The sequence below is a fragment of the Polaromonas sp. genome (assembly GCF_043778355.1).
Taxonomy (GTDB): Bacteria; Pseudomonadota; Gammaproteobacteria; order Burkholderiales; family Burkholderiaceae_C; genus Polaromonas.
In genome coordinates, this window is sequence record NZ_JAYWHI010000052.1 from 35,844 (window position 1) to 56,142 (window position 20,299).

27 protein-coding genes are annotated in these 20,299 nt (G+C 63.8%); 16 read left to right on the top strand and 11 right to left on the bottom strand.

Features of this window, described 5'->3' with window-relative positions; genetic code table 11:
- Nucleotides 1-36: 36 nt before the first annotated feature.
- Nucleotides 37-429 carry a response regulator transcription factor gene (locus ACH2CW_RS08555; RefSeq protein ID WP_395057080.1) on the top strand — a complete coding sequence of 131 codons (393 nt, stop codon included), beginning with the start codon at nucleotides 37-39 and terminating at the stop codon, nucleotides 427-429.
- 27 nt (nucleotides 430-456) lie between these two features.
- Complete coding sequence (gene fnr, locus ACH2CW_RS08560; RefSeq protein ID WP_395057082.1) at nucleotides 457-1,236, top strand: fumarate/nitrate reduction transcriptional regulator Fnr; 780 nt, start codon at nucleotides 457-459, stop codon at nucleotides 1,234-1,236.
- A gap of 66 nt (nucleotides 1,237-1,302) precedes the next feature.
- Here fnr and ACH2CW_RS08565 read toward each other — a convergent pair whose 3' ends face one another.
- The 3 genes from ACH2CW_RS08565 to ACH2CW_RS08575 are packed head-to-tail and all read right to left on the bottom strand — an operon-like array spanning nucleotide 1,303 to nucleotide 2,504.
- Nucleotides 1,303-1,737 carry a DUF6691 family protein gene (locus tag ACH2CW_RS08565; RefSeq protein ID WP_395057084.1) on the bottom strand — a complete coding sequence of 145 codons (435 nt, stop codon included), beginning with the start codon at nucleotides 1,735-1,737 and terminating at the stop codon, nucleotides 1,303-1,305.
- A gap of 21 nt (nucleotides 1,738-1,758) precedes the next feature.
- Nucleotides 1,759-2,193: a YeeE/YedE family protein gene (locus ACH2CW_RS08570; protein ID WP_395057086.1), complete on the bottom strand. Its 435-nt coding sequence runs from the start codon at nucleotides 2,191-2,193 to the stop codon at nucleotides 1,759-1,761.
- Nucleotides 2,190-2,504, bottom strand: coding sequence for an ArsR/SmtB family transcription factor (locus ACH2CW_RS08575; protein WP_395057088.1), 315 nt, complete (start codon nucleotides 2,502-2,504; stop codon nucleotides 2,190-2,192). The genes ACH2CW_RS08570 and ACH2CW_RS08575 overlap by 4 nt, the downstream gene beginning before the upstream one ends.
- 117 nt (nucleotides 2,505-2,621) lie before the next feature.
- On the opposite strand from ACH2CW_RS08575, the gene ACH2CW_RS08580 reads away from it, so the two are divergent.
- Complete coding sequence (locus tag ACH2CW_RS08580) at nucleotides 2,622-3,482, top strand: MBL fold metallo-hydrolase (RefSeq protein ID WP_395057090.1); 861 nt, start codon at nucleotides 2,622-2,624, stop codon at nucleotides 3,480-3,482.
- Between the two features lie 17 nt (nucleotides 3,483-3,499).
- On the opposite strand, the gene ACH2CW_RS08585 is transcribed toward ACH2CW_RS08580, so the two are convergent.
- Nucleotides 3,500-3,694 carry a DUF2892 domain-containing protein gene (locus ACH2CW_RS08585; protein ID WP_395057092.1) on the bottom strand — a complete coding sequence of 65 codons (195 nt, stop codon included), beginning with the start codon at nucleotides 3,692-3,694 and terminating at the stop codon, nucleotides 3,500-3,502.
- Entirely contained in the window at nucleotides 3,681-3,809 is a 129-nt protein-coding gene (locus tag ACH2CW_RS08590) for a hypothetical protein (protein WP_395057094.1), read from the bottom strand. Before ACH2CW_RS08590 ends, ACH2CW_RS08585 begins: the two co-directional genes overlap by 14 nt.
- Nucleotides 3,810-4,065: 256 nt before the next feature.
- Between ACH2CW_RS08590 and hemN the strand changes: the two genes are divergently transcribed.
- Nucleotides 4,066-5,448 carry an oxygen-independent coproporphyrinogen III oxidase gene (hemN, locus tag ACH2CW_RS08595; RefSeq protein WP_395057145.1) on the top strand — a complete coding sequence of 461 codons (1,383 nt, stop codon included), beginning with the start codon at nucleotides 4,066-4,068 and terminating at the stop codon, nucleotides 5,446-5,448.
- A 19-nt stretch (nucleotides 5,449-5,467) separates the two neighbouring features.
- On the top strand, nucleotides 5,468-6,160 hold the full coding sequence (locus ACH2CW_RS08600) for a sulfite exporter TauE/SafE family protein (protein ID WP_395057096.1): 693 nt from the start codon (nucleotides 5,468-5,470) through the stop codon (nucleotides 6,158-6,160).
- A gap of 1 nt (nucleotide 6,161) precedes the next feature.
- On the opposite strand, the gene ACH2CW_RS08605 is transcribed toward ACH2CW_RS08600, so the two are convergent.
- Nucleotides 6,162-7,088: a delta(1)-pyrroline-2-carboxylate reductase family protein gene (locus tag ACH2CW_RS08605; RefSeq protein WP_395057098.1), complete on the bottom strand. Its 927-nt coding sequence runs from the start codon at nucleotides 7,086-7,088 to the stop codon at nucleotides 6,162-6,164.
- A 129-nt stretch (nucleotides 7,089-7,217) separates the two neighbouring features.
- Here ACH2CW_RS08605 and ACH2CW_RS08610 point away from each other — a divergent pair, with 129 nt between their 5' ends.
- Nucleotides 7,218-7,577, top strand: coding sequence for a hypothetical protein (locus ACH2CW_RS08610; protein ID WP_395057100.1), 360 nt, complete (start codon nucleotides 7,218-7,220; stop codon nucleotides 7,575-7,577).
- A gap of 47 nt (nucleotides 7,578-7,624) precedes the next feature.
- Nucleotides 7,625-7,843 carry a hypothetical protein gene (locus ACH2CW_RS08615; protein WP_395057101.1) on the top strand — a complete coding sequence of 73 codons (219 nt, stop codon included), beginning with the start codon at nucleotides 7,625-7,627 and terminating at the stop codon, nucleotides 7,841-7,843.
- Here the strand turns inward: ACH2CW_RS08615 and pcp are convergent.
- Nucleotides 7,840-8,505, bottom strand: coding sequence for a pyroglutamyl-peptidase I (pcp, locus tag ACH2CW_RS08620; RefSeq protein WP_395057103.1), 666 nt, complete (start codon nucleotides 8,503-8,505; stop codon nucleotides 7,840-7,842). The two genes, ACH2CW_RS08615 and pcp, sit on opposite strands and share 4 nt — an antisense overlap.
- Nucleotides 8,506-8,553: 48 nt before the next feature.
- Here pcp and ACH2CW_RS08625 point away from each other — a divergent pair, with 48 nt between their 5' ends.
- Nucleotides 8,554-9,396: a 2-keto-4-pentenoate hydratase gene (locus ACH2CW_RS08625; protein WP_395057105.1), complete on the top strand. Its 843-nt coding sequence runs from the start codon at nucleotides 8,554-8,556 to the stop codon at nucleotides 9,394-9,396.
- A gap of 3 nt (nucleotides 9,397-9,399) precedes the next feature.
- On the opposite strand, the gene ACH2CW_RS08630 is transcribed toward ACH2CW_RS08625, so the two are convergent.
- Nucleotides 9,400-10,074 carry a DUF4136 domain-containing protein gene (locus ACH2CW_RS08630; protein WP_395057107.1) on the bottom strand — a complete coding sequence of 225 codons (675 nt, stop codon included), beginning with the start codon at nucleotides 10,072-10,074 and terminating at the stop codon, nucleotides 9,400-9,402.
- A 93-nt stretch (nucleotides 10,075-10,167) separates the two neighbouring features.
- Between ACH2CW_RS08630 and ACH2CW_RS08635 the strand changes: the two genes are divergently transcribed.
- The 3 genes from ACH2CW_RS08635 (at nucleotide 10,168) to ACH2CW_RS08645 (ending at nucleotide 13,881) form a co-directional block, all read left to right on the top strand.
- Nucleotides 10,168-11,043: a neutral zinc metallopeptidase gene (locus ACH2CW_RS08635; protein WP_395057109.1), complete on the top strand. Its 876-nt coding sequence runs from the start codon at nucleotides 10,168-10,170 to the stop codon at nucleotides 11,041-11,043.
- Nucleotides 11,044-11,371: 328 nt separating this feature from the next.
- Nucleotides 11,372-12,826, top strand: a complete 1,455-nt coding sequence (locus ACH2CW_RS08640; protein ID WP_395057111.1) for a DEAD/DEAH box helicase — start codon at nucleotides 11,372-11,374, stop codon at nucleotides 12,824-12,826.
- A gap of 110 nt (nucleotides 12,827-12,936) precedes the next feature.
- Entirely contained in the window at nucleotides 12,937-13,881 is a 945-nt protein-coding gene (locus tag ACH2CW_RS08645; protein WP_395057113.1) for a YihY/virulence factor BrkB family protein, read from the top strand.
- A 69-nt stretch (nucleotides 13,882-13,950) separates the two neighbouring features.
- Here the strand turns inward: ACH2CW_RS08645 and ACH2CW_RS08650 are convergent, their stop codons facing one another.
- A complete protein-coding gene (locus ACH2CW_RS08650) occupies nucleotides 13,951-14,802 on the bottom strand; it encodes a symmetrical bis(5'-nucleosyl)-tetraphosphatase (RefSeq protein WP_395057115.1) in 852 nt (283 codons plus the stop codon).
- A 23-nt stretch (nucleotides 14,803-14,825) separates the two neighbouring features.
- Here ACH2CW_RS08650 and ACH2CW_RS08655 point away from each other — a divergent pair, with 23 nt between their 5' ends.
- Entirely contained in the window at nucleotides 14,826-16,178 is a 1,353-nt protein-coding gene (locus ACH2CW_RS08655) for a hemolysin family protein (RefSeq protein WP_395057117.1), read from the top strand.
- Between the two features lie 11 nt (nucleotides 16,179-16,189).
- On the opposite strand, the gene ACH2CW_RS08660 is transcribed toward ACH2CW_RS08655, so the two are convergent.
- Nucleotides 16,190-16,648 carry a hypothetical protein gene (locus ACH2CW_RS08660; protein WP_395057119.1) on the bottom strand — a complete coding sequence of 153 codons (459 nt, stop codon included), beginning with the start codon at nucleotides 16,646-16,648 and terminating at the stop codon, nucleotides 16,190-16,192.
- A 150-nt stretch (nucleotides 16,649-16,798) separates the two neighbouring features.
- On the opposite strand from ACH2CW_RS08660, the gene ACH2CW_RS08665 reads away from it, so the two are divergent.
- The 3 genes from ACH2CW_RS08665 to ACH2CW_RS08675 all read left to right on the top strand — a co-directional run bounded on the left by ACH2CW_RS08665 (nucleotide 16,799) and on the right by ACH2CW_RS08675 (nucleotide 18,635).
- Entirely contained in the window at nucleotides 16,799-17,635 is an 837-nt protein-coding gene (locus tag ACH2CW_RS08665; RefSeq protein ID WP_395057121.1) for a hypothetical protein, read from the top strand.
- 61 nt (nucleotides 17,636-17,696) lie between these two features.
- Nucleotides 17,697-18,125 carry a helix-turn-helix domain-containing protein gene (locus ACH2CW_RS08670; protein ID WP_395057123.1) on the top strand — a complete coding sequence of 143 codons (429 nt, stop codon included), beginning with the start codon at nucleotides 17,697-17,699 and terminating at the stop codon, nucleotides 18,123-18,125.
- 30 nt (nucleotides 18,126-18,155) lie between these two features.
- Complete coding sequence (locus ACH2CW_RS08675) at nucleotides 18,156-18,635, top strand: GAF domain-containing protein (protein WP_395057124.1); 480 nt, start codon at nucleotides 18,156-18,158, stop codon at nucleotides 18,633-18,635.
- 45 nt (nucleotides 18,636-18,680) lie between these two features.
- Here ACH2CW_RS08675 and ACH2CW_RS08680 read toward each other — a convergent pair whose 3' ends face one another.
- Nucleotides 18,681-19,196, bottom strand: coding sequence for a response regulator (locus ACH2CW_RS08680; protein ID WP_395057126.1), 516 nt, complete (start codon nucleotides 19,194-19,196; stop codon nucleotides 18,681-18,683).
- 58 nt (nucleotides 19,197-19,254) lie between these two features.
- Between ACH2CW_RS08680 and ACH2CW_RS08685 the strand changes: the two genes are divergently transcribed.
- Nucleotides 19,255-20,262 (top strand): metal-dependent hydrolase, encoded by a 1,008-nt coding sequence (locus ACH2CW_RS08685; RefSeq protein ID WP_395057128.1) that lies wholly within the window; start codon nucleotides 19,255-19,257, stop codon nucleotides 20,260-20,262.
- Nucleotides 20,263-20,299 lie beyond the last annotated feature (37 nt).

Below are 20,299 nucleotides of genomic sequence, written 5' to 3' on the forward strand. Positions count from 1 at the left end.
ATGGTGGCGCGGCGCGCATGCGGCGACAGTTGATGCATGCCCCCTACAGTCCTTCACACCCTCCAGGTGTTCCACGCCGACGATTCGCCCCTGATGCGCGAGCGCGTGGCCGGTTTGCTGGAAAGCGCCGCGATGGCGGTGGTGGGCCACGCCGAAACGCCGCAATACGCCATTGAGGGCATTCTCGCCGCGCATCCAGACGTGGTGGTGCTCGATGTCCAGCTGGACGGTGGCTCCGGCCTGCAGGTTCTGCGCGCCGTGCGCCGGGTCGCGCCCGACATCGCCTTTGTTGTTTTCAGCAATCACTCGGATGTGGTTTATCGCAGGCGCTACCTCGATGAAGGTGCGCATGCCTTCCTCGACAAAAGCACCGAATTCGACCAGCTCGCCAGCGCCGTGACGCAGGCGTCCCTCCCCCATACGTATTGACAGCCGAGATCGCCCAGGAGAAAAACCATGTTGACTGCCACCCTCGAAGCCAGCGTTTCCGCCGTCCGGATTTCTGCCCGCCAGTCCGGCGCCGCGCCCGCGCCCCTGGTCACGCATTGTTCCAAATGCCATTTGCGGGAGCTGTGTTTGCCCTGCGGCATGACGGGAGGGGATGTGGAGCGCCTGGACAGCCTGATGTTCGGGCGGCGCAAGATCGCTGCCGGGCAAACCCTGTACCGCGCGGGTGACGGTTTCAAGTTCATCTATGCGGTGCGCAGCGGCACCTTCAAGTCCAGTCTGCTGCTGGCGGATGGCCGTGAGCAGGTCGGCGGGTTTTACATGGCGGGTGAACTGATGGGGCTGGATGGCGTGGCCCATGGCGCCCACGCCAGCAGCACCATCGCGCTGGAAGACGCCGAGGTCTGCTCCATCCCCTACACCCACTTCACCGAGATGGCTGCCGCCAATTCGGGCATGCAGCATGTGGTCAGCCGGCTCATGAGCCGCGAGATCGTGCGCGAGCACAGTCTGATGGTGCTGCTGGGCAGCATGAATGCCGAGGAGCGCCTGGCGGCGTTTTTGCTGAATCTCTCGCAGCGCATGAAGGCGCGTGGTTATTCGGCCAGCGAGTTCCATCTGCGCATGACACGCGCCGAGATCGGCAGCTACCTCGGCATGACGCTGGAAACCGTGAGCCGCACTTTCTCGGCGTTCCAGCAGCAGCGCCTGCTGGAGGTCGACAAGCGGCATATCCGCATCATTGACCTGGACGGGTTGAACCGCTCTTTCAGCACGCGTGTGCATTGAGCGACCTGGCTGGCGGGGCCACAGTTGGCCACGCCCGGCGCGCTGGGGACGCAGTGTGCCCCGCGTTCAGGTGGTGCCGCTACGGCCAGAGCCCTGGCCCAGCCGCTCGAACAACCACATGCCCGCCAGCATGGCCAGCACAAAAACAAGGGCTTTGGGCTGGCCGCTTCCCGCCGACACGATCGCGGGGCCGGGACAAAACCCGGCCAGGCCCCAGCCTGCACCGAACAGCAGGCTGCCACCGATCAGGCGCCGGTCGATGTCGCCTGCGCCCGGCAGGTGCAAAGCACCGCCCAGAAAGGTGGTGCTGCGTTTTCTGGCCAGTGCGAAGGCAAACACACCAACGAAGATGGCGCCGCCCATGACCAGCGCCAGCGAAGGATCCCAGGCGCCGAACAGATCGAGGAAACCGATCACTTTGCCGGGGTCGGTCATGCCCGAGACAATCAGGCCGATGCCGAAGATCAGACCGACTGCAAATTCGGAGATGCGGTGTTTCATGGGGTGGTCTCTTTCAGAAGTTCACGCGCCCAGCACATGGCGCAATACAAAAACGGTGACAAAGCCAGCACCCATGAAGGCCAGCGTAGCGGCCAGCGAGCGTGGGGACAGGCGTGACAGGCCGCAGACGCCGTGGCCGCTGGTGCAGCCCGAGCCGTAACGGGTGCCGATACCGACCAGCAAGCCGGCGATCACGACCATGCCCCAGCTGGCGTTGATCCGCGCCTCAACCGGGCCGGCAACCAGCAGGTAAAGCAGAGGCGCCACCAGCATGCCCAGTACAAACGACAGGCGCCAGCCAACGTCGTTCTTGCGAGGACGGAGCAGACCGCCGATGATGCCGCTGATGCCCAGAATGCGTCCGTTGACCAGAATGAAGAGGGCTGCGGCCAGGCCCAGCAGGAGGCCGCCGGCCAGGGAGGTCCAGGGCGTGAAGTGGTTCCAGTCGATGTTCATGGTTTCTTCCTGTCGGTGGGTGGGCAGAATTGTTCGTACAGCACAGCCATCACGGCCAGCGCCTGCGGGCTGTCGATGCGGTAATAAATGCTTTTTCCTTCGCGGCGCGTGCTGACCAGCCCTTCATCTCGCAACACGCCAAGCTGCTGCGACAGTGTGGGCTGGGTGATGCCGACCAGTCCTTCAAGCTCGCCAACCCGCATCTCCCCTTGCGCCAACTGGCACATCAGCAGCAGCCTGGCCGGATTGGCCAGAGCCTTCAGCAGGCTGCCGGCCTGCTCGGCCGAACTGCGCAATTTGTCAATGTCCATGGAGGTGGCGCCTGGCATAAATCCGTTTTGAGTGGTGGTATGAAGAAGTAACAGTATACTTTATAACATTATGTACATGAATATAATGTATATTGGAAATTATTGTCAGGAAGTGCCATGAACCCCAGCGTAGAAAGTTTTTTCGACCCCGCGACCTGGACCATCAGCCATGTGGCTTATCAAAAGAAGGGGTCCGCCTGTGCCATCATCGATCCGGTACTCGACTACGATCCCAAAGCAGGTCGTACCCTTACTGTCGCGGCCGACAGACTGATCGCGTTTATCCGTGAAAACAAGTTGCGGGTGGACTGGATTCTGGAAACCCACGCCCACGCCGATCATCTGTCGGCAGCGCAATACCTGCGGCGCGAGTTGGGTGGGAAAATCGCGATAGCTGCGGCCATCACCAAGGTGCAAAAAGTCTTCGCGCGCATCTTTCATCTCGAACCCGCGTTCCGACCCGACGGCCACCAGTTCGACAAGCTGCTTCTGGAGGGGGAAAAGTTTGCCATCGGCGCGCTGGTGGTCGAAGCGATGTCGGTGCCCGGGCATACGCCGGCCTGCATGGCGTACCGGATCGGCGATGCCGTGTTTGTTGGCGACACCTTGTTCATGCCCGACGTCGGCACGGCACGCTGCGATTTTCCTGGTGGCGACGCGCACAGCCTGTTCCGCTCCATGCGCAAGCTGCTGGATCTGCCAGCCGACACCCGTTTGTTCATGTGCCACGACTACCCGCCGGAAGGCCGTCCGCCGGCCTGGCAAAGCAGCGTGGCCGCGCAGCGGGCTGCCAACATCCACGTTCATGACGGCATAGGCGAGGAAGCCTTTGTGACCATGCGCAACGCGCGCGACGCCACACTGGAGATGCCGGTGCTGATCCTGCCGGCGGTGCAGATCAACATCCGCGCCGGCGAGATGCCGCCTGCGGAGAGCAACGGGGTGTCGTACCTGAAGGTCCCGCTGGATACCCTGTGACAGTCCGCTGTGTGGCGTCAACGTCGCGGGACGGGGCAGGAATTGATGCCCAACAGGCTGTAGAGGGGGCACATGCCAACGGCGCCCGTCACCAGGGGAACAACGCCGATATAGCCCCAGGCCCCAACGGTGCCGGTGGCTGCCAGGCCAATCAGAACCAGCCCTGCAACTACGCGCAGGCTGCGGTCCAGCACGCCTTCATTGACTTTCATGTTGTCTCCTTTGAGTGTGGGCCTGGATGACCGCATCTGTCGGCGCCTGCAACACCGGTTTCTGGCGGTCTTCAAGGTTCTTCCGGCCGGGGCCGTTGTAGACGAGAGCTTGCATAGGGAGTCCTTGGTAGGTGGCCGGTTTTGGCCGGTTTGGCCATCGTTCACCTTAGGTGCGCGGGGCGTCAGGTGTCTGTTCGTTTCCGTACGTATTTGCACGTCTGGGGTCCGGATCTGTCCTGGAAGGTCTCCGATGGCCCTGTGTCAAATTGTCCGGCGCGCAGCAGACCGTCGCTTGATCCACATCAAGCGCGGGTGGGCGCCAACGCTGCACAGTCGGACATCACCATGAACTACCTGCCATGACCTCCGCCATGCCCGCCGTATTGCCCGGGTTGCTGCAACGATTCGACGTCCCCGGCCCGCGCTACACGTCCTACCCGACGGTCGATCGGTTTGTGGAAGCCTTCACCGCGGTTGACTATGAACAGGCTTTGACGCAGCGACGGGACAGGGCTAGCGTTGCAACCCTGCCGCTGTCGCTGTACGTGCATATCCCGTTCTGCGAGTCGCTGTGTTATTACTGCGCTTGCAACAAGATCATCACCAAGCACCACAGCCGGTCGGCCGGCTACCTGCGTTATCTGGGCCGGGAAATCGGTCTGCACACGGCGCAGCTGGGGCAGGGTCAGAGCGTCACGCAACTGCACCTGGGCGGCGGAACACCCACCTTCCTGAGCGACGATGAGCTCGGCGAACTCATGGCCATGTTGCGGCGCAGTTTTACGCTGGCGGCGGGCGGCGAATATTCCATCGAGGTTGACCCGCGCACCGTGGACGCCGGGCGGCTGCGCAGCCTGTCCGACCTGGGTTTCAATCGCCTGAGTTTTGGTGTGCAGGATTTTGACCCGGAGGTGCAGAAGGCGGTACACCGCATCCAACCCTTTGCGCAGGTCAAGGAATTGATGGCGCTGGCGCGCGAACTGGCCTTCGACTCCATCAATGTCGACCTGATTTACGGTCTCCCGCTGCAGACGCCGGAATCCTTTGCGCGCACGCTGGCGCAGGTGCTGCAATTGCGACCCGACCGGATTGCGCTGTATGCCTATGCCCATTTGCCCGAGCGTTTCAAACCGCAGCGGCGCATTCATCCGGCCGACCTGCCGGGCGCTGCGGCCAAGCTGGCCATGCTGGCGCAGTCGCTGGAAGCTTTTGGGGATGCGGGTTACGTCTACATCGGCATGGACCATTTCGCGCTGCCCGGCGATGCGCTGGCCGTGGCCAAGCGCCAGGGCCGGTTACACCGCAACTTCCAGGGTTACAGCACCCAGCCCGACTGCGACCTGATCGGGCTCGGTGTGTCAGCGATAGGGCGCATAGGCGCAAGCTACAGCCAGAACGCCAAGACCATGGACGAGTATTGCGATCACCTGGACCAGGGGCGCCTGCCGGTGGTACGCGGGCTGGCGCTCAACCGCGACGATCTGGCGCGCCGGGCCGTGATCATGGCGTTGATGTGCCAGGGCCAGGTAATTTTCGAATCGATCGAGCAGGCCTGGCTGCTGGACTTCAGAAGTTATTTCACGACCGAACTGGACCAGTTGCGCGAGCTTGCAGACGCCGGGCTGGTGGTGCTTGACGCGTCGGGCATTGAGGTGACCGCTCAGGGCTGGTTTTTTGTCCGCGCCGTAGCCATGGTGTTTGACCGCTACCTGCAGGCTGATCGCCACCGCACAAACTTCTCACGGATCATCTAGTGCCCCAAGCACTGCATCCATGTCCACATCCCTTGCCCTGACCGCGCTTCTGATGGGGCTGGCCGGCGGCCCGCACTGTGCGGCGATGTGCGGTGCAGCCTGCGCCGGGATCTCGCGGCTGGGGCCGCGCCAGGGGGCGACGTCTTCCCCAAGCGCGCTCTGGCGTTTTCAGGCCGGGAGGCTGGTGGGTTATTCGCTGGCTGGCGGCGCAGCGGCGCTGGCGGTGCAGAGCCTGGCCTGGCTCACGGCCAACACAGCGGCACTGCGACCAGTCTGGACGCTGTTTCACCTGCTTGTGCTGCTCTGGGGCCTGATGTTGCTGGCGCAGGCCCGGCAGCCGGTCTGGGCGACCAACGCCGGCCGCGCGGTCTGGTCACGGCTGCGGCCCCTGGCCTCGGCGCGCGGCGGTATCTTTGCCACGGGCGCCTTGTGGGCTTTCATGCCTTGCGGCCTGCTGTATTCAGCCTTGCTGGTGGCTTCGCTGAGCGGCGGGCCGCTGGCCGGAGCCGTATCCATGGCGTTGTTTGCCGCCGGAAGCAGTGTGTCGCTGATGCTGGTGCCCTGGCTGTACGACAAGCTGCAGGATCGGGGTAACCGGATTCGAAAGGATTGGGGCACCCGCGCGGCCGGCGGGCTGCTGGTTCTTGCGGCAGCCTGGGCCTTGTGGGCCGACGCCTTTCACGGGTTCGCACAATGGTGTGGACTGGCTTGACTCAATTTTTCACTAGAGCGCGCAAGGCGGTTCTTGCTGCGGCCAGATCCCAGCCGGCCCAGCCGCAGCTTTTGAACAGCACCGGACCCGTGGGTCGGATCAGGTCGCTGCGGACCACATCGGCCAGCGTGGGAAAGCGGGCCACGTCCAGTTCGGCTTGAAGCAGGTCGCCGGCTTCGTGCAGCGCGTCGGCCGTGTCTACAAACACCCTGCCGGACTGCGCCATGTGTTGGCACAGGCCGACGCCGAGTTCAACCATGGTCGGCGTGAAGGCACCGACCGCACTGACAAAAACATCTGCGCGTGGCAAGGCCGTCAGCACCACGCCGCTGGCGGGTGTGCAGGTCACCACCAGCGGGCAATCGGCCAGCGCGGCGTTGGCGTCCTGCGTGACGCGTGCCCGCAGGCCCAGTGTCTGCGCGTGTGCAGCAAGCGCCTGCGCGCTGTTGGCGCTGCGCGAGGCGATCACCACCTCGGGGACGCCCAGGCCTTCGGCAAAGGCTTCGAGGTGCGCCAGGCCCTGCACGCCCGCGCCGATGATCAGGAGCGGGCCACGCGGGCTGGGCGCAAGCCGCTGCGCTGCCAGCAGCGACACGGCGGCCGTGCGCCTGGCCGTGACGGTGGGGCCGTGGAGCACCAGCCGGCGCGCGCCGCTGGCAATGTCAAACACCACCACGTCGCCCTGGATGGTCGCTCGCGGCGTGCCCGCGTTGGCGGGGGTGAAAGTGATCAGCTTGGTGATCGCCACCTGGCTGTCCATGGCCGGCATCACAAACAGGCTGCCACCTCCTGCCAGCGGCTGCACCAGCCGCTCCGGAACCTTCACCGAGTTGTCGTCCAGCAGCCGCACGATTTCTGCGACCAGCGCAGGGTAAGGCAGGCGGGCTGCGGTTTGACTGGCGTCCAGCAGGGGAGATTCGACTTTCATGACCGGATGTTAAGCCGGAAGGCGTATGCGGCCAGACGATTTTCTCCTACAGCGCCACAAGCCGTGCACCGGGTTGCTGCCGCAGCGCGCCTGCCTACGATAGAGACAGTCACCACCCAGGAGCCTTCCATGTTTTCCAGCCACTTGCCCCCCGTCCATAACGTGCCACGCGAATACATTTTTGCCGGCGCCGGGCTGATGCTGGTGATCGGCCTGCTGGTCGGCATTGCGATGGTGGCGAGCGGACAGGTGAAAAAGGCCGAGCTGCGTGAGTCCCTGCTGTCTTCCCAGCGGATCGCCGTGGTTCAGTGCATGGAAACTTTGGGTGGTGTAGAGCTCAACAACTGCCTCATTCAGGCCAGGTCCGAGCCGGATGCTGCCAGCCGCACAACCCTCGCTGACAACAGCGTCAGCTTCAGCCGCAGTACTGCGGTGTCGGCCGGTTCCAGCCAGGGCCTGATGCCCGTGGCCTTCAGCGCACGCCGTTAGGCCCGCGCGGCGCGGGCCGCACATTGAATGCGGTTAGCATCACCGCCATGAAGTTAACCCGTCTGTTTCAGCCGCGCAATCCCCTGTTCTGGATGATGCTGGCGCTCAATGCCTTATCCGCAGCGCTGGCCTGGATTGTTCATAACCGACCCCTCAATACGTTTGCCATGATTGTGGTCGCGATCTTTGCGTTATCGAACGCGCTGATTGGCACCTGGCTGATGTGGCGTCTGGTGCGCGATGAACCCCGATCTTCCCAGGACTAATTGAGCGAACCTGCGCCTGCGGCGATGTCGGCGCGGGTGGCCAGTGCCGTTGCAATGGCCACCCGCAAACCGCGTACCAGTTCATCGGTCTTCATGCTGGGCTGGCCCTGATCGGGCAGCCAGGGGACATGGACAAAACCGCCGCGCACGCCCTCGAAGCCTCGCTGAGTGGCCAGGTGGTGCATCAAGCCGTAAAAAACATGATTGCAGACAAAGGTTCCTGCCGTTTGCGAGACCTCGGCGGGGATGCCCTCGCCCTGCAGCGCCAACAGCATCGCCTTGATCGGCAGGCCGGTGAAATAGGCCGCCGGTCCGCCCGCCACCACCGGCGTGTCTATCGGTTGCGCGGCAGCGTTGTCGGGAATGCGCGCGTCATTGATATTGATGGCGATGCGCTCCAGCGAGATCGCCGCCCGCCCGCCGGCCTGGCCCACGCAGACGACCAGTGCAGGACGGTGCTCCTCCAGCAGGCGCGCCAATTCGAGCAAGGACGTATCAAACACCGTGGGCAATTGCGCCGCCACGACTTTGTGGCTGGCGATGTGTTGGCCTTGAAGCGACTGGACAGCCAGCCAGCTCGGGTTCAGGCGCTCGCCCCCAAAGGGATCAAAGCCGGTCAGCAGAACGGTTGGAAGCGATTTGACGGCAGCGGGGGTGTGCATGCCCCTATTGTGCGCAACTTGCATACTGTTTCTGGCTAACATCGCGGCATGACCATTCCTTCTTCAACCGACGGCCTGGCGGCTCAAATTTCTGCGGCCCGATTGCAGGCCAGCCCCCTTGTGTGGCCCTCCAGCGTTCCTGCCGACCTTCCCGCGGCTTATGCCGCTGCGCTGGCGGTGCGCGCGGCGCGAATCACGGGGGGCGAGCGTCCGGCCGGCTACAAGGTCGGTTTCACCAACCGCACGATCTGGCCGCGGTATCAGGTGTATGCGCCGATCTGGGGAACCGTCTGGCAAGGCAGCCTGAGCCGGGTTGATGCGGCGGGGCCGAATACCGGCGTGTTGACCTTGGCCGGACTGTGCGAGCCGCGCATCGAGCCCGAGATTGTGTTCGGCCTGCGCAGCGCGCCGGTGCCGGGCTGCAGCCTGGCGCAACTGGTCGATGCGATTGACTGGGTCGCGCATGGCTTTGAGATTGTTCACACGCACTTTTCAGGCTGGAAATTCAGCGCCGCGCAGGCCGTGGCCGACGAAGGCCTGCACGGCCGCCTGCTGGTGGGGAAGCCGGTGTCATTGCCGCCAGGCACTTCGCCGCACGCGTTGGCTGAGGCACTGTCCAGCATCCGGCTCAGGCTCTATGGCGAAGGTGTGATCAAAGACGAGGGCACGGGCGCCAACGTGCTGGACGGCCCCTTGCAGGCCCTGCTGTATTTTATGGACGAACTGCGTGCGCTTCCCGGAGCGCCGCTCCTGCAGGCGGGCGACGTGGTCACTACCGGCACCTTGACCGATGCCTGGCCAGTGTTGCCGGGGCAAACCTGGCGCACCGAACTCGACGGTTCAGGGCCGATCGCCGGCCAGCTCGAGGGCCTTTCGGTGCGCTTCAAATAGGGTTCACTTCCGGATCACTGCACCGGTCTCCCGGTCAAAGTTGACGCGGCGGACCTGCCCGTTTTGGCCCGGAAAGCCGTCGAACACGGCGCGCACCAGGTAGGGCGCCATGGTGGGCAGCGTGGCCTGGCCCTCGTAGACCGCGTGCGATTCAAACACAGCGCGGGGCTGGCCCGGCGGGCTGCCTCGCGTGTCAAGGATGCGCAGATTGATCTGGTTGAACTGCACGGTGTAGGCCACCAGCCGGTCGCCGATGTAGGCCGGGCCGAAGCGGCTCGGCGCCCAGTAGCCCGGAAACAGCTGGCCGGCTGCATTGCGGTAGGGCGGGTAAAACACCAGCCGGTCGTCGTAAATCGGTTGTCGGTAGGTGCGTTCTTGCGGTTGGGTGATCCAGCCGAGTTCCACCAGCAGACGAGCGGCCTGGCCGGGCGGTGCCTTGCGCAGACCCAGTTTTTCCAGTTCTTGCTGCGCATACGCCTGGTAAGTCGCCAGTTCCAGCTCGGGGGGCGGCTGCGTCGCGCCAGCCGGTGGCTTGATGAAGCTGAAGCTGCTACCGGCGGCGTCTGACGGCCACTGGTTGAAATTGCTGACCTGGGTGACGATGGGGCTGGCGCATGCTGTCAACAGGCCAGCGGCCAGAGCCGCCAGCGCGACGCGAAGTCGGGGAAATGTAGTCATGGGGGATAGATCTTGCGCCATGCGACATTGTTCCCGATGGCAGTTACCGCTCAAGTAAAGTAGTTCAGAACAAGCCCAACAGGAAATCTGCATATGAAATGGGAAGGCAACCGCCAGTCCGACAACGTCGAAGACCGCCGCAGCTCAGGCTCCGGATTCGGGGGAGGCGGCATGCTGGGCGGCCGCAGCATAGGCATAGGCACCATCGTGGTGGCGCTGGTGGGCGGCTGGATCTTCGGCATCAACCCGATGACCATCCTGAGCATGCTCAGCGGGGGTGCGCCGACCGCGCAGGTGCAGCAGGGCCCGGCCCAGCGGCCGCCGGCTGATGACCGCATGGCGGGGTTTGTCTCTACCGTGCTCGCTGACACTGAAGATGTCTGGAAGGATGTGTTTGCCAAGGGCGGCAGCACTTACCAGGAACCAACGCTGGTGCTGTTTCGCGGTGCGACGCAGACCGCCTGCGGCCAGGGTCAGGCGGCGATGGGGCCGTTTTACTGCCCGGCTGACCGGAAGGTCTATATCGACCTCGGTTTTTACGAAACCCTGCAGAAAAGGCTGGGCGCGCCCGGTGACTTTGCCCAGGCCTATGTGATTGCGCACGAGGTCGGCCACCATGTGCAGAACCTGCTGGGCATCACTGGCAAGATGGACCAGATGCGCGGACGCATCAGCAAGGTTGAATACAACGCCATGAGTGTCAGGCTTGAACTGCAAGCCGACTGTTTTGCCGGTGTCTGGGCCAACCAGGCGCAGCGCGCCCGCGCCATCCTGGAGCAGGGCGATGTCGAGGAGGCCATGAATGCAGCGGCCAAGATCGGCGACGACGCCTTGCAGGGCGGCGGCGGAAAAGTCGTGCCGGAAAGCTTTACCCACGGCACCAGTGCCCAGCGGGCGCGCTGGTTCAACACGGGCTTGCAACAGGGCAGCGTCAAGGCCTGTGACACCTTCAGTGCCCGCAATTTATAAGATTTCGGGCTACAGCCCATATTTGATGGGCGCAAGCAGCTATAAAATAGATAGCGTGCGTCGCTCTGCCAACAGACTGATCAGGGGTGCCCAGCGCGCCTTTCAGGGGTTGTTGGGCACTTGGCGGGGGTTTTCACCCAAAGTGCGACAATAAGGACTTGAGGAAACGCTGCACACGCCCTGCGATCAATGACCGCGACCGGGCGGTCCGCGTCGCCACCTTTGCCACCAGCGCTGCTGTTGGCCCCCAACGCGCCCCGGCAAACCCGTCCCGGCCCGCGCGACCATCCGCATCTACCAACGCTGGAGTTACGTCGGGCCTTTTTTTATGACATCCTCTTTTTCCAACCTCTCGCTGGCTGAACCGCTGGCCCGTGCCGTCGCCGAGATGGGCTACGAAACCATGACCCCGATCCAGGAACAGGCCATCCCGGTCGTCCTGCAGGGCAGGGACGTGATGGGTGCTGCCCAGACCGGCACTGGCAAGACGGCCGCTTTTGCGTTGCCGCTGCTGCAGCGCATGATGAAACACGAGAACGCCTCGACCTCGCCCGCGCGCCATCCGGTGCGTGCGCTGGTGCTGCTGCCCACGCGCGAACTCGCCGTGCAGGTGGCCGAGCAGGTCAAGTTCTACGCCAAGTACACCAACCTGAACAGTGCGGTGGTGTTTGGCGGCATGGACATGAAACCGCAGACGCTGGAACTTAAAAAGGGCGTCGAGGTGCTGGTCGCCACGCCGGGCCGGTTGCTGGACCACATCGAAGCCAAAAACGCTGTGCTCAACCAGGTCGAGTACGTGGTGCTCGACGAGGCCGACCGCATGCTGGACATCGGCTTTTTGCCCGACCTGCAGCGTATCCTGAGCTACCTGCCCAAGCAGCGCATTACCTTGCTGTTTTCGGCCACCTTCTCGCCCGAGATCAAACGCCTGGCGTCCAGCTTTCTGCAGGACCCGGTGACGATTGAGGTGGCGCGCTCCAACGCCACGGCGTCAACCGTCGAGCAGCATTTCTACAGCGTCGGTGCCGACGACAAACGCCGCGCGCTGCACCAGATCCTCAAGGCCCGCGGTATCAAGCAGGCGTTTGTCTTCGTCAACAGCAAGCTCGGCTGCGCGCGGCTGGCACGGTCGCTCGAACGCGAAGGCCTGAAGACCACCGCATTGCACGGCGACAAGAGCCAGGACGAGCGACTCAAGGCGCTCGACGCCTTCAAAAAGGGCGAAGTCGATTTGCTGGTGTGTACCGACGTGGCCGCCCGCGGCCTGGACATCAAGGACGTGCCGGCCGTGTTCAACTTCGACGTGCCTTTCAACGCCGAAGACTATGTACACCGCATTGGTCGCACGGGCCGCGCCGGCGCATCCGGCCTGGCCGTGAGTTTTGCTGCCAGCAGCGACCAGCGCCTGGTTGCCGACATCGAAAAACTGATCAAGACCAAGATCGAACTCGAACCGATGGAGTTTGAGGAAGACCAGCCGCGCATCAAGGAGCAGGGCCGCATCAACGACGGCCGCCGAATGTACCGTGAGACCGGTGACCAGGCACCGCGCGAAGCCGATGCGGCTCCGCGCGAGCGCCGTGAGCCGCGTGAACGCCGCGAATACGCCCCGCGCCCGGCTGCGCGCGATCCGTTTTTCGACAAGCCCTACGAATCGACGCTGCCGGCTGAAGCCCAGCCCGCCTGGGAAGAAGCCGCCAAGAGCACCTCCTCACGCAGCAGTGTGTCGGCCAACATCAAGCCGAAGAAAAAAGTCGCGGCGCTGTTCAAAACCGCGACCTGAGATGCGCGGGCCCGCCGCGCCCGTTCCTTGGGGGGCGTCGGCAGCAGCCTACCTGCCGGCGCGTGGGCGTCTGATGCCCGCTGCCGCGCCGCTTCGTTAGACTGCAGACCATGTTTCCTGTGTCTGCTGGCAAGCCTTCTTCATCCCTGCTGAAAACCCTGCTCGAACCGGTGCGCCCGATCCGGCGGGCGGTCCGGTTGTGGATAGACGCTGACGGCCTGCGCATGAGTGCGGCCATGTCGTTCTACGGCATCCTGAGCCTGGCGCCGCTGCTGGTGCTGCTGGTGGCCGTGCTCGGCTGGTGGCTGGACCGCAGCTACATCGAAGCCAGCCTGGTGCGTCAGATCGCCGACGTGATCGGTGAGCAGGGCGCGCAGATGGTGCAGCAGGCCCTGACCAGCGCGCAGCAGCCAGCCGACGGCGTACTGGCGTCACTGATTGCCTTCGGATTGTTGCTGTCCGGCGCCACCGGCGTGTTTGCCGAATTGCAGGATGCGTTCGAGCGGCTGTGGCGGCGCGACACCGGCGAACTGCCACGGCAGAAGTGGTGGTACAGCGCCTCGTTGCGCCTGCGCGGCATTGCCTACATCCTGGCTTTCGGCTTCCTGCTCATGACCTCGCTGGCGATTTCGGCGCTGCTGACTTTCCTGACCGGCTGGGCCGGTGCCTACCTGCCGCTGGAACGGGTGGCCCTGGCGGTCAATGAGGCAGTGTCCATGGCCTTTTGTGCGGGCCTCTTCGTGGCGCTGATGCGCATGAGCGCCGGCCCCAAGCCACAACTGCGTTACCTGGTGCTGGGCGGCACGGTGGGCGGCATCCTGTTTTCTCTCGGCAAGTACCTGATGGCGCTGTACCTGTCGACCGCCGCCGTGGTGTCGGCCTATGGCGCGGCCGGCTCGCTGGTGGTGTTGCTGCTGTGGATTTACTTCTCCTCGGCGGTGCTGTTGCTGTCGGCCAGCGTGGCGCGCAGCCTGTCCGACGAAGCCGCCCTGCAGGCGGCCAACAAGGCCGTGAAGCCGGCAACAAGCGATCAGGCAAGCCCAGAGCGCTATTGAATCAGTAGCTGTCTGCGCACGTCCGGTATGGGCTGGCGGCCTAAAAGGCTTGAAAATTTCGCCGTGAGGCTATCCGGGCGCCTGCGACTGATCACAACGCACATTGACCAACTCAAATTCATCCGGCGTGTCCCCAATGCGGGCGGCCGTCAGGCAGCCGCCCCAAACACAACCGGTGTCCAGCGGCAAGGTGTTGGAAAGCAGGCCGCCACCGGCAGCGGCGGTGTCCGCGCCCAGCGTGGACCAGTGGCCAAACGCGACCGGCGTGGCAGCCGTCGCGCGGCCCGGCACCTCAAACCAGGGCAGGTAGCCGGGCAGGGCGGTCTGGGTGCCCCCGGTGCTGGCAAATTCCATCTCGCCGTCTGCCGTGCAAAAACGCATGCGGGTCAGGGCGTTGACGATCACGCGCAGGCGTTCGGCGCCAGCCAGTGCATCGTCCCAGCGGTCTGGCGTGTTGCCGTACATGCCCTTGAGAAAGCCGGCCAGGTCCGGGCCGCGCAGTGCGCGCTCCACCTCGCCGGCCAGCGCCAGTGTCTGCGCGACGCTCCACTGCGGCAGCACGCCGGCATGCACCATCAGCCAGCCATGCGCAAACATCGCCATGCGGCGATGCCGCAGCCAGTCGAGCAGCGCTTCGCTGTCGGGCGCGTCCAGCACCTGCTGCACGGTGTCGCCGCGATGCGGCTTGCGCAGGCCGTGGCGGATACCGAACAGGTTCAGGTCGTGGTTGCCGAGCAGGCATTGCGCTGCGTCGCCCAGTTGCTCCAGGCTGCGCAGCACCGCCAGCGAGTCCGGTCCCCGGTTGACCAGGTCGCCGAGGATGTAGAGGGTGTCGCGACTCGGCGAGAAGTCAAGCTTGCGCAGCAGCCGCGTCAGGGGTTCATGGCAACCCTGCAGGTCGCCGATCATGTAAAGTGCCATGTGTTCATTCTGCCTCCGGATCCATGGATTTCATCCTCATCGCCTTTCTGACGCTGCTCAACGGCGTCTTCGCCATGTCGGAGCTGGCGCTGGCCTCCAGCCGCAAGGCCCGGCTCAATGCCATGGCCGAGTCGGGTGACAAGGGGGCGCGCGCGGCGCTGACGCTGCTGGACAACCCGACGCAGTTTTTGTCATCGGTACAGGTCGGCATCACCTCCATCGGCATGCTCAACGGCATCATCGGCGAGGCAGCGTTCAGCGACGACCTGTCGGCGTGGATTCAGTCTTTCGGCGCGTCAGTGCGTGCCGCCGACATTTCGGCGACGGCACTGGTGGTCACCATCATCACCTTCATCACCATTGTGTTCGGCGAGCTGGTGCCCAAACGCATCGGCCAGCTTTATCCCGAAACCGTCGCGCGCCTGGTCTCGCGGCCCATGATGTGGGTGGCCACCGGCGCCAAGCCTTTTGTGCGCCTGCTGTCCTTCAGCACCCATGCCGTGCTCAAGCTGCTGCGGGTGGACAACGCCGGCGAGCGCACCGTGACCGACGAAGAAATTGCGGCCAGCCTGGAGGAAGGCCTGGACGCTGGCCTGATTGAGGAGCACGAACACCAGATGGTGCAAAACGTGTTTCTGCTCGACGACCGCTTGTTGCCATCGCTGATGCTGCCGCGCTCGGACATTGAGTGGATAGACGCCAACGACACCGTCGCCCAGGCGATTGCCAAGGCCGGTGCCACCGGGCATTCCTGGTACCCGGTGTGCCGGGGTAGCCTCGACGATGTGGTGGGCGTCATCAATATTGCCAAGTTGCTGGCGCTGCGCGGGCAGATCCAGCCGGTCGGTGAAAGCACCGGCACGGGCACCACGCCGACCCTGGATGACCGTATCGATGTTTATGCCATTCCCGCCGTATTTGTGCCCGAAACCCTGACCGGCATGGAGCTGCTTGAGCAGTTCCGCAAGCGCTCTACCCGCATCGTGTTTGTGGTCGATGAATACGGTGTGGTGCAGGGGCTGATGACGCCGATGGACATGTTGGAGGCAATTACCGGCGAGCTACAACCCGGCGCCCAGGTCGATGCCTGGGCCACCCAGCGACCCGACGGCAGCTGGCTGATTGACGGCGTGATGCCAGTGTCCGAATTGAAGGCCAGACTGGACATCAAGGAGCTGCCCGACGAAGACAAGGGACGCTACAACACCGTGGCCGGCTTGCTGCAAAGCGTGTCGGGGCGGCTGCTGGCCGTGGGCGAGTGCGTCGAGGCGGCGGGCTGGCGTTTTGAAGTGCTGGACCTGGACGGCAAACGCATCGACAAGGTGCTGGTCAGCGCCGTCCCCGAAACGCACCCCGAAAAAAACGAAGCGGCCTGAAACCCGACGGATCAGGGCCGGCTGATGGGGCCGGCGGGACTGGCCGGCTTGACCGCCGGGGCCACGGTGATCAGCACCTCGTTGCCGCCGCCAAACCCTGAGCCTTGCATCTGCACCGTGGCGATACGTTCTGCCTTGGTGAAAGTCAGCAGGCTCAGTTTGGAAAAAGAGCTTGAGGTCAAGGTCCAGCCGGCGCCCGGCATGCTGTCGCGGAAATAAGCAAACACCGATTGCGGCTCGCCCGCCACTGTCAGGCTCAGGCGCCCCGTCCAGGAGCTGCCGGTGCCCATCACCAGCGTATCCTGCTGTTTGATCACCGCGCCCTGCGGCAGCGGCACGTCGCCAGCCAGTTGTTTCGCGGTGTTGCCGCTGACCGTGCTGTCATTGGCGATAGGCGCATTGCCGAGGGTACTGCAGCCCAGCATCAGGCACGCGGTGGACAACAGCAGCAGGGTTTTGATGGCGGTCATGGTTTCAACCTCTCCGGGAGCGATGACACCTGCTGCGGGCCGCGTCAGGCAGCGCGATTGTAGCGGCGGCCGTGCGTACTGCCCAGCCGGGGAGGTGACCTGCGGACGCTGTATCCTGAAGCCGTCCGACTTTTTTTCGAGGAGGCACCCATGCCCAGCATCCGCCGCTATGTCCTGGCCCTGTTCATGCTTGCTGCAGTGGCCTGTTCGTGGCTCGCACCGCTGGACGCACCCGCGATGGCGCAGGTGGACGCTGGCCTGAAGCGCGCCCTGGTCAGTTTTGCCACGGCGCGCGCGCTGAATGCCGTGATCTCGGTGGCGCAGGGCACGGCGCTGTCGGTGCAGCCGCTCGGGGTGGGTGTCACGCTCACACCGGGCCAGTTGCTCGACCCGGTCAACGACCTGGTGGAGAAGTTCTCGACACTGATGCTGGCGGCCAGTGTGGCGTTTGGTGTGCAGAAAGCGTTGATCGCCATGGGTGGCTATTGGTTGATCTCGCTAACGTTGACGGCCACGGCAATGGGCTGGGCCGTGATGCATTTCAGGCGGCAGGTGCCGCAGCCATGGCTGTCGCGCCTGCTGGTGATTTTGCTGATGCTGCGCTTCGCGGTTCCCGTGGTGACATTGGGTACCGACCTGCTGTGGCAAAAATTCCTGGCGCCTGATTACGCGGCCAGCCAATTGCAGATCGACACCTCGTCGACGCAGGCCGCCCGGCTTGGTCCGCCCGTGGCTGCGCCGGACAATCCGGGTGTGCTCGACCGCATGAAAGGCTGGCTGTCCGACACGGCCGATGTGAAGGCGCGTTTTGAGGCCCTGAAGCTGGCGGCCGAACAGGCCACCGACCACATCATCCGCCTGATCGTGATTTTTCTGCTGCAGACCATGGTGATTCCCTTGCTGCTGCTCTGGGCGCTGTATGCTCTTGCCAGAGGCGTGTTTGAGCGGGCAGGGCGATGGCCTGAACCCATCACACGAAGCCCGTGAATCAGGACGAGGCAGCTTGGCGCCGTAAGATAGGCTCCTCTTTTATCTGGAATAAAGGCCTATGCCCAATATCGCAAGCGTTTTGAAAGAAGAAATCGCCCGTGTTGCCCGCAAGGAGGGTCGCGCTGAAACCCAACAGCTCAAAAAGTCATCGGCTCATTTCCGTTCAGACATTGCTGCGCTGAAGCGCCGCATTGCCGCGCTCGAACAACTGGTCGCCCGGCTGGGCAAATCGGCTGGCAAAAAGGCGGCAGCGGCCACGCCGGACGAGCGGGCCACCTCTTTCCGCTTCAGCGCCAGCGGCCTGCTGGCGCAGAGAAAGCGCCTGGGTTTGTCAGCGGCCGAAGCTGGCCGCCTGCTTGGCGTGTCGGACCAGTCGGTCTACAAATGGGAAAATGGCAGAACACGACCGCGCGCCAGCCAGTTTTCGGCGATCGCCGAGCTGCGAAGCCTGAGTAAAAAACAGGCTGCGGCGCGCCTGACTGCCTGACGCGCGTGTCTCCTATTTTGACCACTTGTCATGCGTAAAAATCCCGAACGTCTTGAGGCCCTGAAAAGACTTGCACTGCTGGACACCGCTGCCGAGGTGGCCTACGACGACCTGACCCGAACGCTTGCCAAGACCTTTGACGTGCCCATCGCCATGGTGAACCTGCTGGACGCGGACCGCGACTGGTTCAAGGCATGTATTGGTGTGTCGCTCGTGGAGTCACCGGCAGAGACGTCCTTTTGCGAAATCTTTTTTCATTGTGATGACGATCTGCTGGTGATCCCGGACACCACGGCAGACCCGGTTTTTTCTACACATCCGCTGGTGGTAGGAGCGCCCTTCATCCGGTTTTATGCTTCGACGCGGCTGTCCTTCGAGGGGCATACCGTCGGCACCTTGTGCATTTATGACGTTCAGCCCAAGCAGGTGTCTGCCGAGCAGGTGGAAACACTGCGGGTATTGCGCCTGGCGACCATGGAAGCCCTGGCCCAGCGCACGCGGGCTGCTTGAGCTGGATAGGTACAGTCAGAGCGGTCGGGTGACCGCGTCAACACCTTACTGAAAGAAAACCTGAGTTTTGGGAGCCGACGAGTGATACGCGCGCCCTATGCAGTAGGCAATCAGATCGCCCAACTCCTTGGATTTGTCAAAGACCGCATTGGCGCCCAGCAAGCGGCAGTGTGTCAGCAGGGATGATGTCGGGTGGTTGGTCATGACCAGCACATCCTGTGCTTCCGGCCGTTTGCGGCAATGCCGCAATACGCCAGCGCCCGTGCCTTCACGCAGATAAAGGTCTACCAGCGCAATGTCCCAGCCGGCCGGATTGCGCTCGAACCATTCCCTGGCTTCGGTTTCGGTTTCCGCGAACCCGACCCAGTCGATGCTTAACTCTTCCGACAAAGTCATCATCAACTGCTGGCGCATGACGTCGCTGTCTTCTACCAAATAAACTCTCAGAGCCAATTTGTTCCCCTCAGGAAGCCCATCCATTTCGACGGCGGGCGAGATTTTAACTCGCGCAACCATACCGGGAGGAGAAAGGGCCGTCTGTAGGCTGGTGACTTGGCGCATGTAAGAACAGGCCTACATCCTGGGTCTGCACAGGGTGGCGTGCGTTAAGCTGCGCGTCATGGATTCACTGACGCAAATCGCACTCGGCTCAGCCGTCGGTGTGGCCGTGATGGGGCGGCGCACCGCCGTGTGGAAAGCTGCACTGTGGGGCGCTGTCGGCGGTACGCTGCCCGACCTTGACGCCTTCATCAATCACGGCAACGCAGTGCTCAACATGACGCTGCACCGCGCTGAAAGCCATGCGCTGTTCTGGCTGACGCTGGTCGCGCCGCTGCTGGCCTGGGTCGTTTCGCGCATCCACGGCGAGGCGTCGCTGTTCAAGCGCTGGTGGTTGGCGCTCTGGCTGGTGCTGATCACCCACCCGCTGCTCGACGCGATGACCGTGTACGGCACACAACTGCTGCTGCCTTTCACCGACTACCCGTATGGCGTCGGCAGCATCTTCATCATTGACCCGCTCTATACCGTGCCGCTGATCGTCGGCGTGGTGGCGGCGCTGCGGCTCAAAAGCGTGCGCGGGCTGCGCTGGAATGCCGCCGGCCTGGTGCTCAGCAGCCTGTACCTGGTTTGGAGCGTGGTCGCGCAGCAGCAGGCCACGCGGGTGGCGCGCGCTTCGCTGCAGGCGGACGGCATCGCCGCGACGCAGTTGCTGGTGACGCCCGCACCCTTCAACACGCTGCTGTGGCGTCTGGTCGCGATGACGCCGACGCAGTACCTCGAAGGCCATTACTCGCTGCTCGACAAATCACCGCGCATCACCTGGACCGCCTACGACCGCGGCGCGGCGCTGGCCACGCAACATGCGCGGGACCCTTACGTCGCACGTATCGCTGCCTTCAGTCATGGCTTTTACCGCGTGTCTGAAAGCGGCGGCCACTTGTTTGTGACCGACCTGCGCATGGGCCAGGAGCCGGCCTACACCTTCAACTTCGACCTGGGCACGGCGCAGGAACGTGCGGCGAACAACCAGGTGCCCACGCTCAAGAGCGCGCGGCCTGATGTGGCCACCGCGCTGCCCTGGTTGTGGCTGCGCATGTGGGGCGATCCGGTGCCACCGCCGCGCTAAGCCGCGCGAGGCCGCCTGCTAAAATACTGGCGGGTGT

Excerpts from the sequence above, each read along its gene's own strand:
- ACH2CW_RS08610 (WP_395057100.1), top strand. The coding sequence starts at position 7,218 with ATGTTTTCCAGCCACTTGCCCCCCGTCCATAACGTGCCACGCGAATAC.
- ACH2CW_RS08630 (WP_395057107.1), bottom strand. The coding sequence starts at position 10,074 with ATGACTACATTTCCCCGACTTCGCGTCGCGCTGGCGGCTCTGGCCGCT.
- ACH2CW_RS08680 (WP_395057126.1), bottom strand. The coding sequence starts at position 19,196 with ATGCGCCAAGTCACCAGCCTACAGACGGCCCTTTCTCCTCCCGGTATG.
- ACH2CW_RS08575 (WP_395057088.1), bottom strand. The coding sequence starts at position 2,504 with ATGGACATTGACAAATTGCGCAGTTCGGCCGAGCAGGCCGGCAGCCTG.
- ACH2CW_RS08650 (WP_395057115.1), bottom strand. The coding sequence starts at position 14,802 with ATGGCACTTTACATGATCGGCGACCTGCAGGGTTGCCATGAACCCCTG.
- ACH2CW_RS08605 (WP_395057098.1), bottom strand. The coding sequence starts at position 7,088 with ATGAAAGTCGAATCTCCCCTGCTGGACGCCAGTCAAACCGCAGCCCGC.
- ACH2CW_RS08570 (WP_395057086.1), bottom strand. The coding sequence starts at position 2,193 with ATGAACATCGACTGGAACCACTTCACGCCCTGGACCTCCCTGGCCGGC.
- ACH2CW_RS08660 (WP_395057119.1), bottom strand. The coding sequence starts at position 16,648 with ATGACCGCCATCAAAACCCTGCTGCTGTTGTCCACCGCGTGCCTGATG.
- ACH2CW_RS08655 (WP_395057117.1), top strand. The coding sequence starts at position 14,826 with ATGGATTTCATCCTCATCGCCTTTCTGACGCTGCTCAACGGCGTCTTC.
- pcp (WP_395057103.1), bottom strand. The coding sequence starts at position 8,505 with ATGCACACCCCCGCTGCCGTCAAATCGCTTCCAACCGTTCTGCTGACC.
- ACH2CW_RS08635 (WP_395057109.1), top strand. The coding sequence starts at position 10,168 with ATGAAATGGGAAGGCAACCGCCAGTCCGACAACGTCGAAGACCGCCGC.
- ACH2CW_RS08670 (WP_395057123.1), top strand. The coding sequence starts at position 17,697 with ATGCCCAATATCGCAAGCGTTTTGAAAGAAGAAATCGCCCGTGTTGCC.
- fnr (WP_395057082.1), top strand. The coding sequence starts at position 457 with ATGTTGACTGCCACCCTCGAAGCCAGCGTTTCCGCCGTCCGGATTTCT.
- ACH2CW_RS08645 (WP_395057113.1), top strand. The coding sequence starts at position 12,937 with ATGTTTCCTGTGTCTGCTGGCAAGCCTTCTTCATCCCTGCTGAAAACC.
- ACH2CW_RS08590 (WP_395057094.1), bottom strand. The coding sequence starts at position 3,809 with ATGCAAGCTCTCGTCTACAACGGCCCCGGCCGGAAGAACCTTGAAGAC.
- ACH2CW_RS08685 (WP_395057128.1), top strand. The coding sequence starts at position 19,255 with ATGGATTCACTGACGCAAATCGCACTCGGCTCAGCCGTCGGTGTGGCC.
- ACH2CW_RS08600 (WP_395057096.1), top strand. The coding sequence starts at position 5,468 with ATGTCCACATCCCTTGCCCTGACCGCGCTTCTGATGGGGCTGGCCGGC.
- ACH2CW_RS08580 (WP_395057090.1), top strand. The coding sequence starts at position 2,622 with ATGAACCCCAGCGTAGAAAGTTTTTTCGACCCCGCGACCTGGACCATC.
- ACH2CW_RS08585 (WP_395057092.1), bottom strand. The coding sequence starts at position 3,694 with ATGAAAGTCAATGAAGGCGTGCTGGACCGCAGCCTGCGCGTAGTTGCA.
- ACH2CW_RS08665 (WP_395057121.1), top strand. The coding sequence starts at position 16,799 with ATGCCCAGCATCCGCCGCTATGTCCTGGCCCTGTTCATGCTTGCTGCA.
- ACH2CW_RS08640 (WP_395057111.1), top strand. The coding sequence starts at position 11,372 with ATGACATCCTCTTTTTCCAACCTCTCGCTGGCTGAACCGCTGGCCCGT.
- ACH2CW_RS08555 (WP_395057080.1), top strand. The coding sequence starts at position 37 with ATGCCCCCTACAGTCCTTCACACCCTCCAGGTGTTCCACGCCGACGAT.
- ACH2CW_RS08675 (WP_395057124.1), top strand. The coding sequence starts at position 18,156 with ATGCGTAAAAATCCCGAACGTCTTGAGGCCCTGAAAAGACTTGCACTG.
- ACH2CW_RS08565 (WP_395057084.1), bottom strand. The coding sequence starts at position 1,737 with ATGAAACACCGCATCTCCGAATTTGCAGTCGGTCTGATCTTCGGCATC.
- hemN (WP_395057145.1), top strand. The coding sequence starts at position 4,066 with ATGCCCGCCGTATTGCCCGGGTTGCTGCAACGATTCGACGTCCCCGGC.
- ACH2CW_RS08625 (WP_395057105.1), top strand. The coding sequence starts at position 8,554 with ATGACCATTCCTTCTTCAACCGACGGCCTGGCGGCTCAAATTTCTGCG.
- ACH2CW_RS08615 (WP_395057101.1), top strand. The coding sequence starts at position 7,625 with ATGAAGTTAACCCGTCTGTTTCAGCCGCGCAATCCCCTGTTCTGGATG.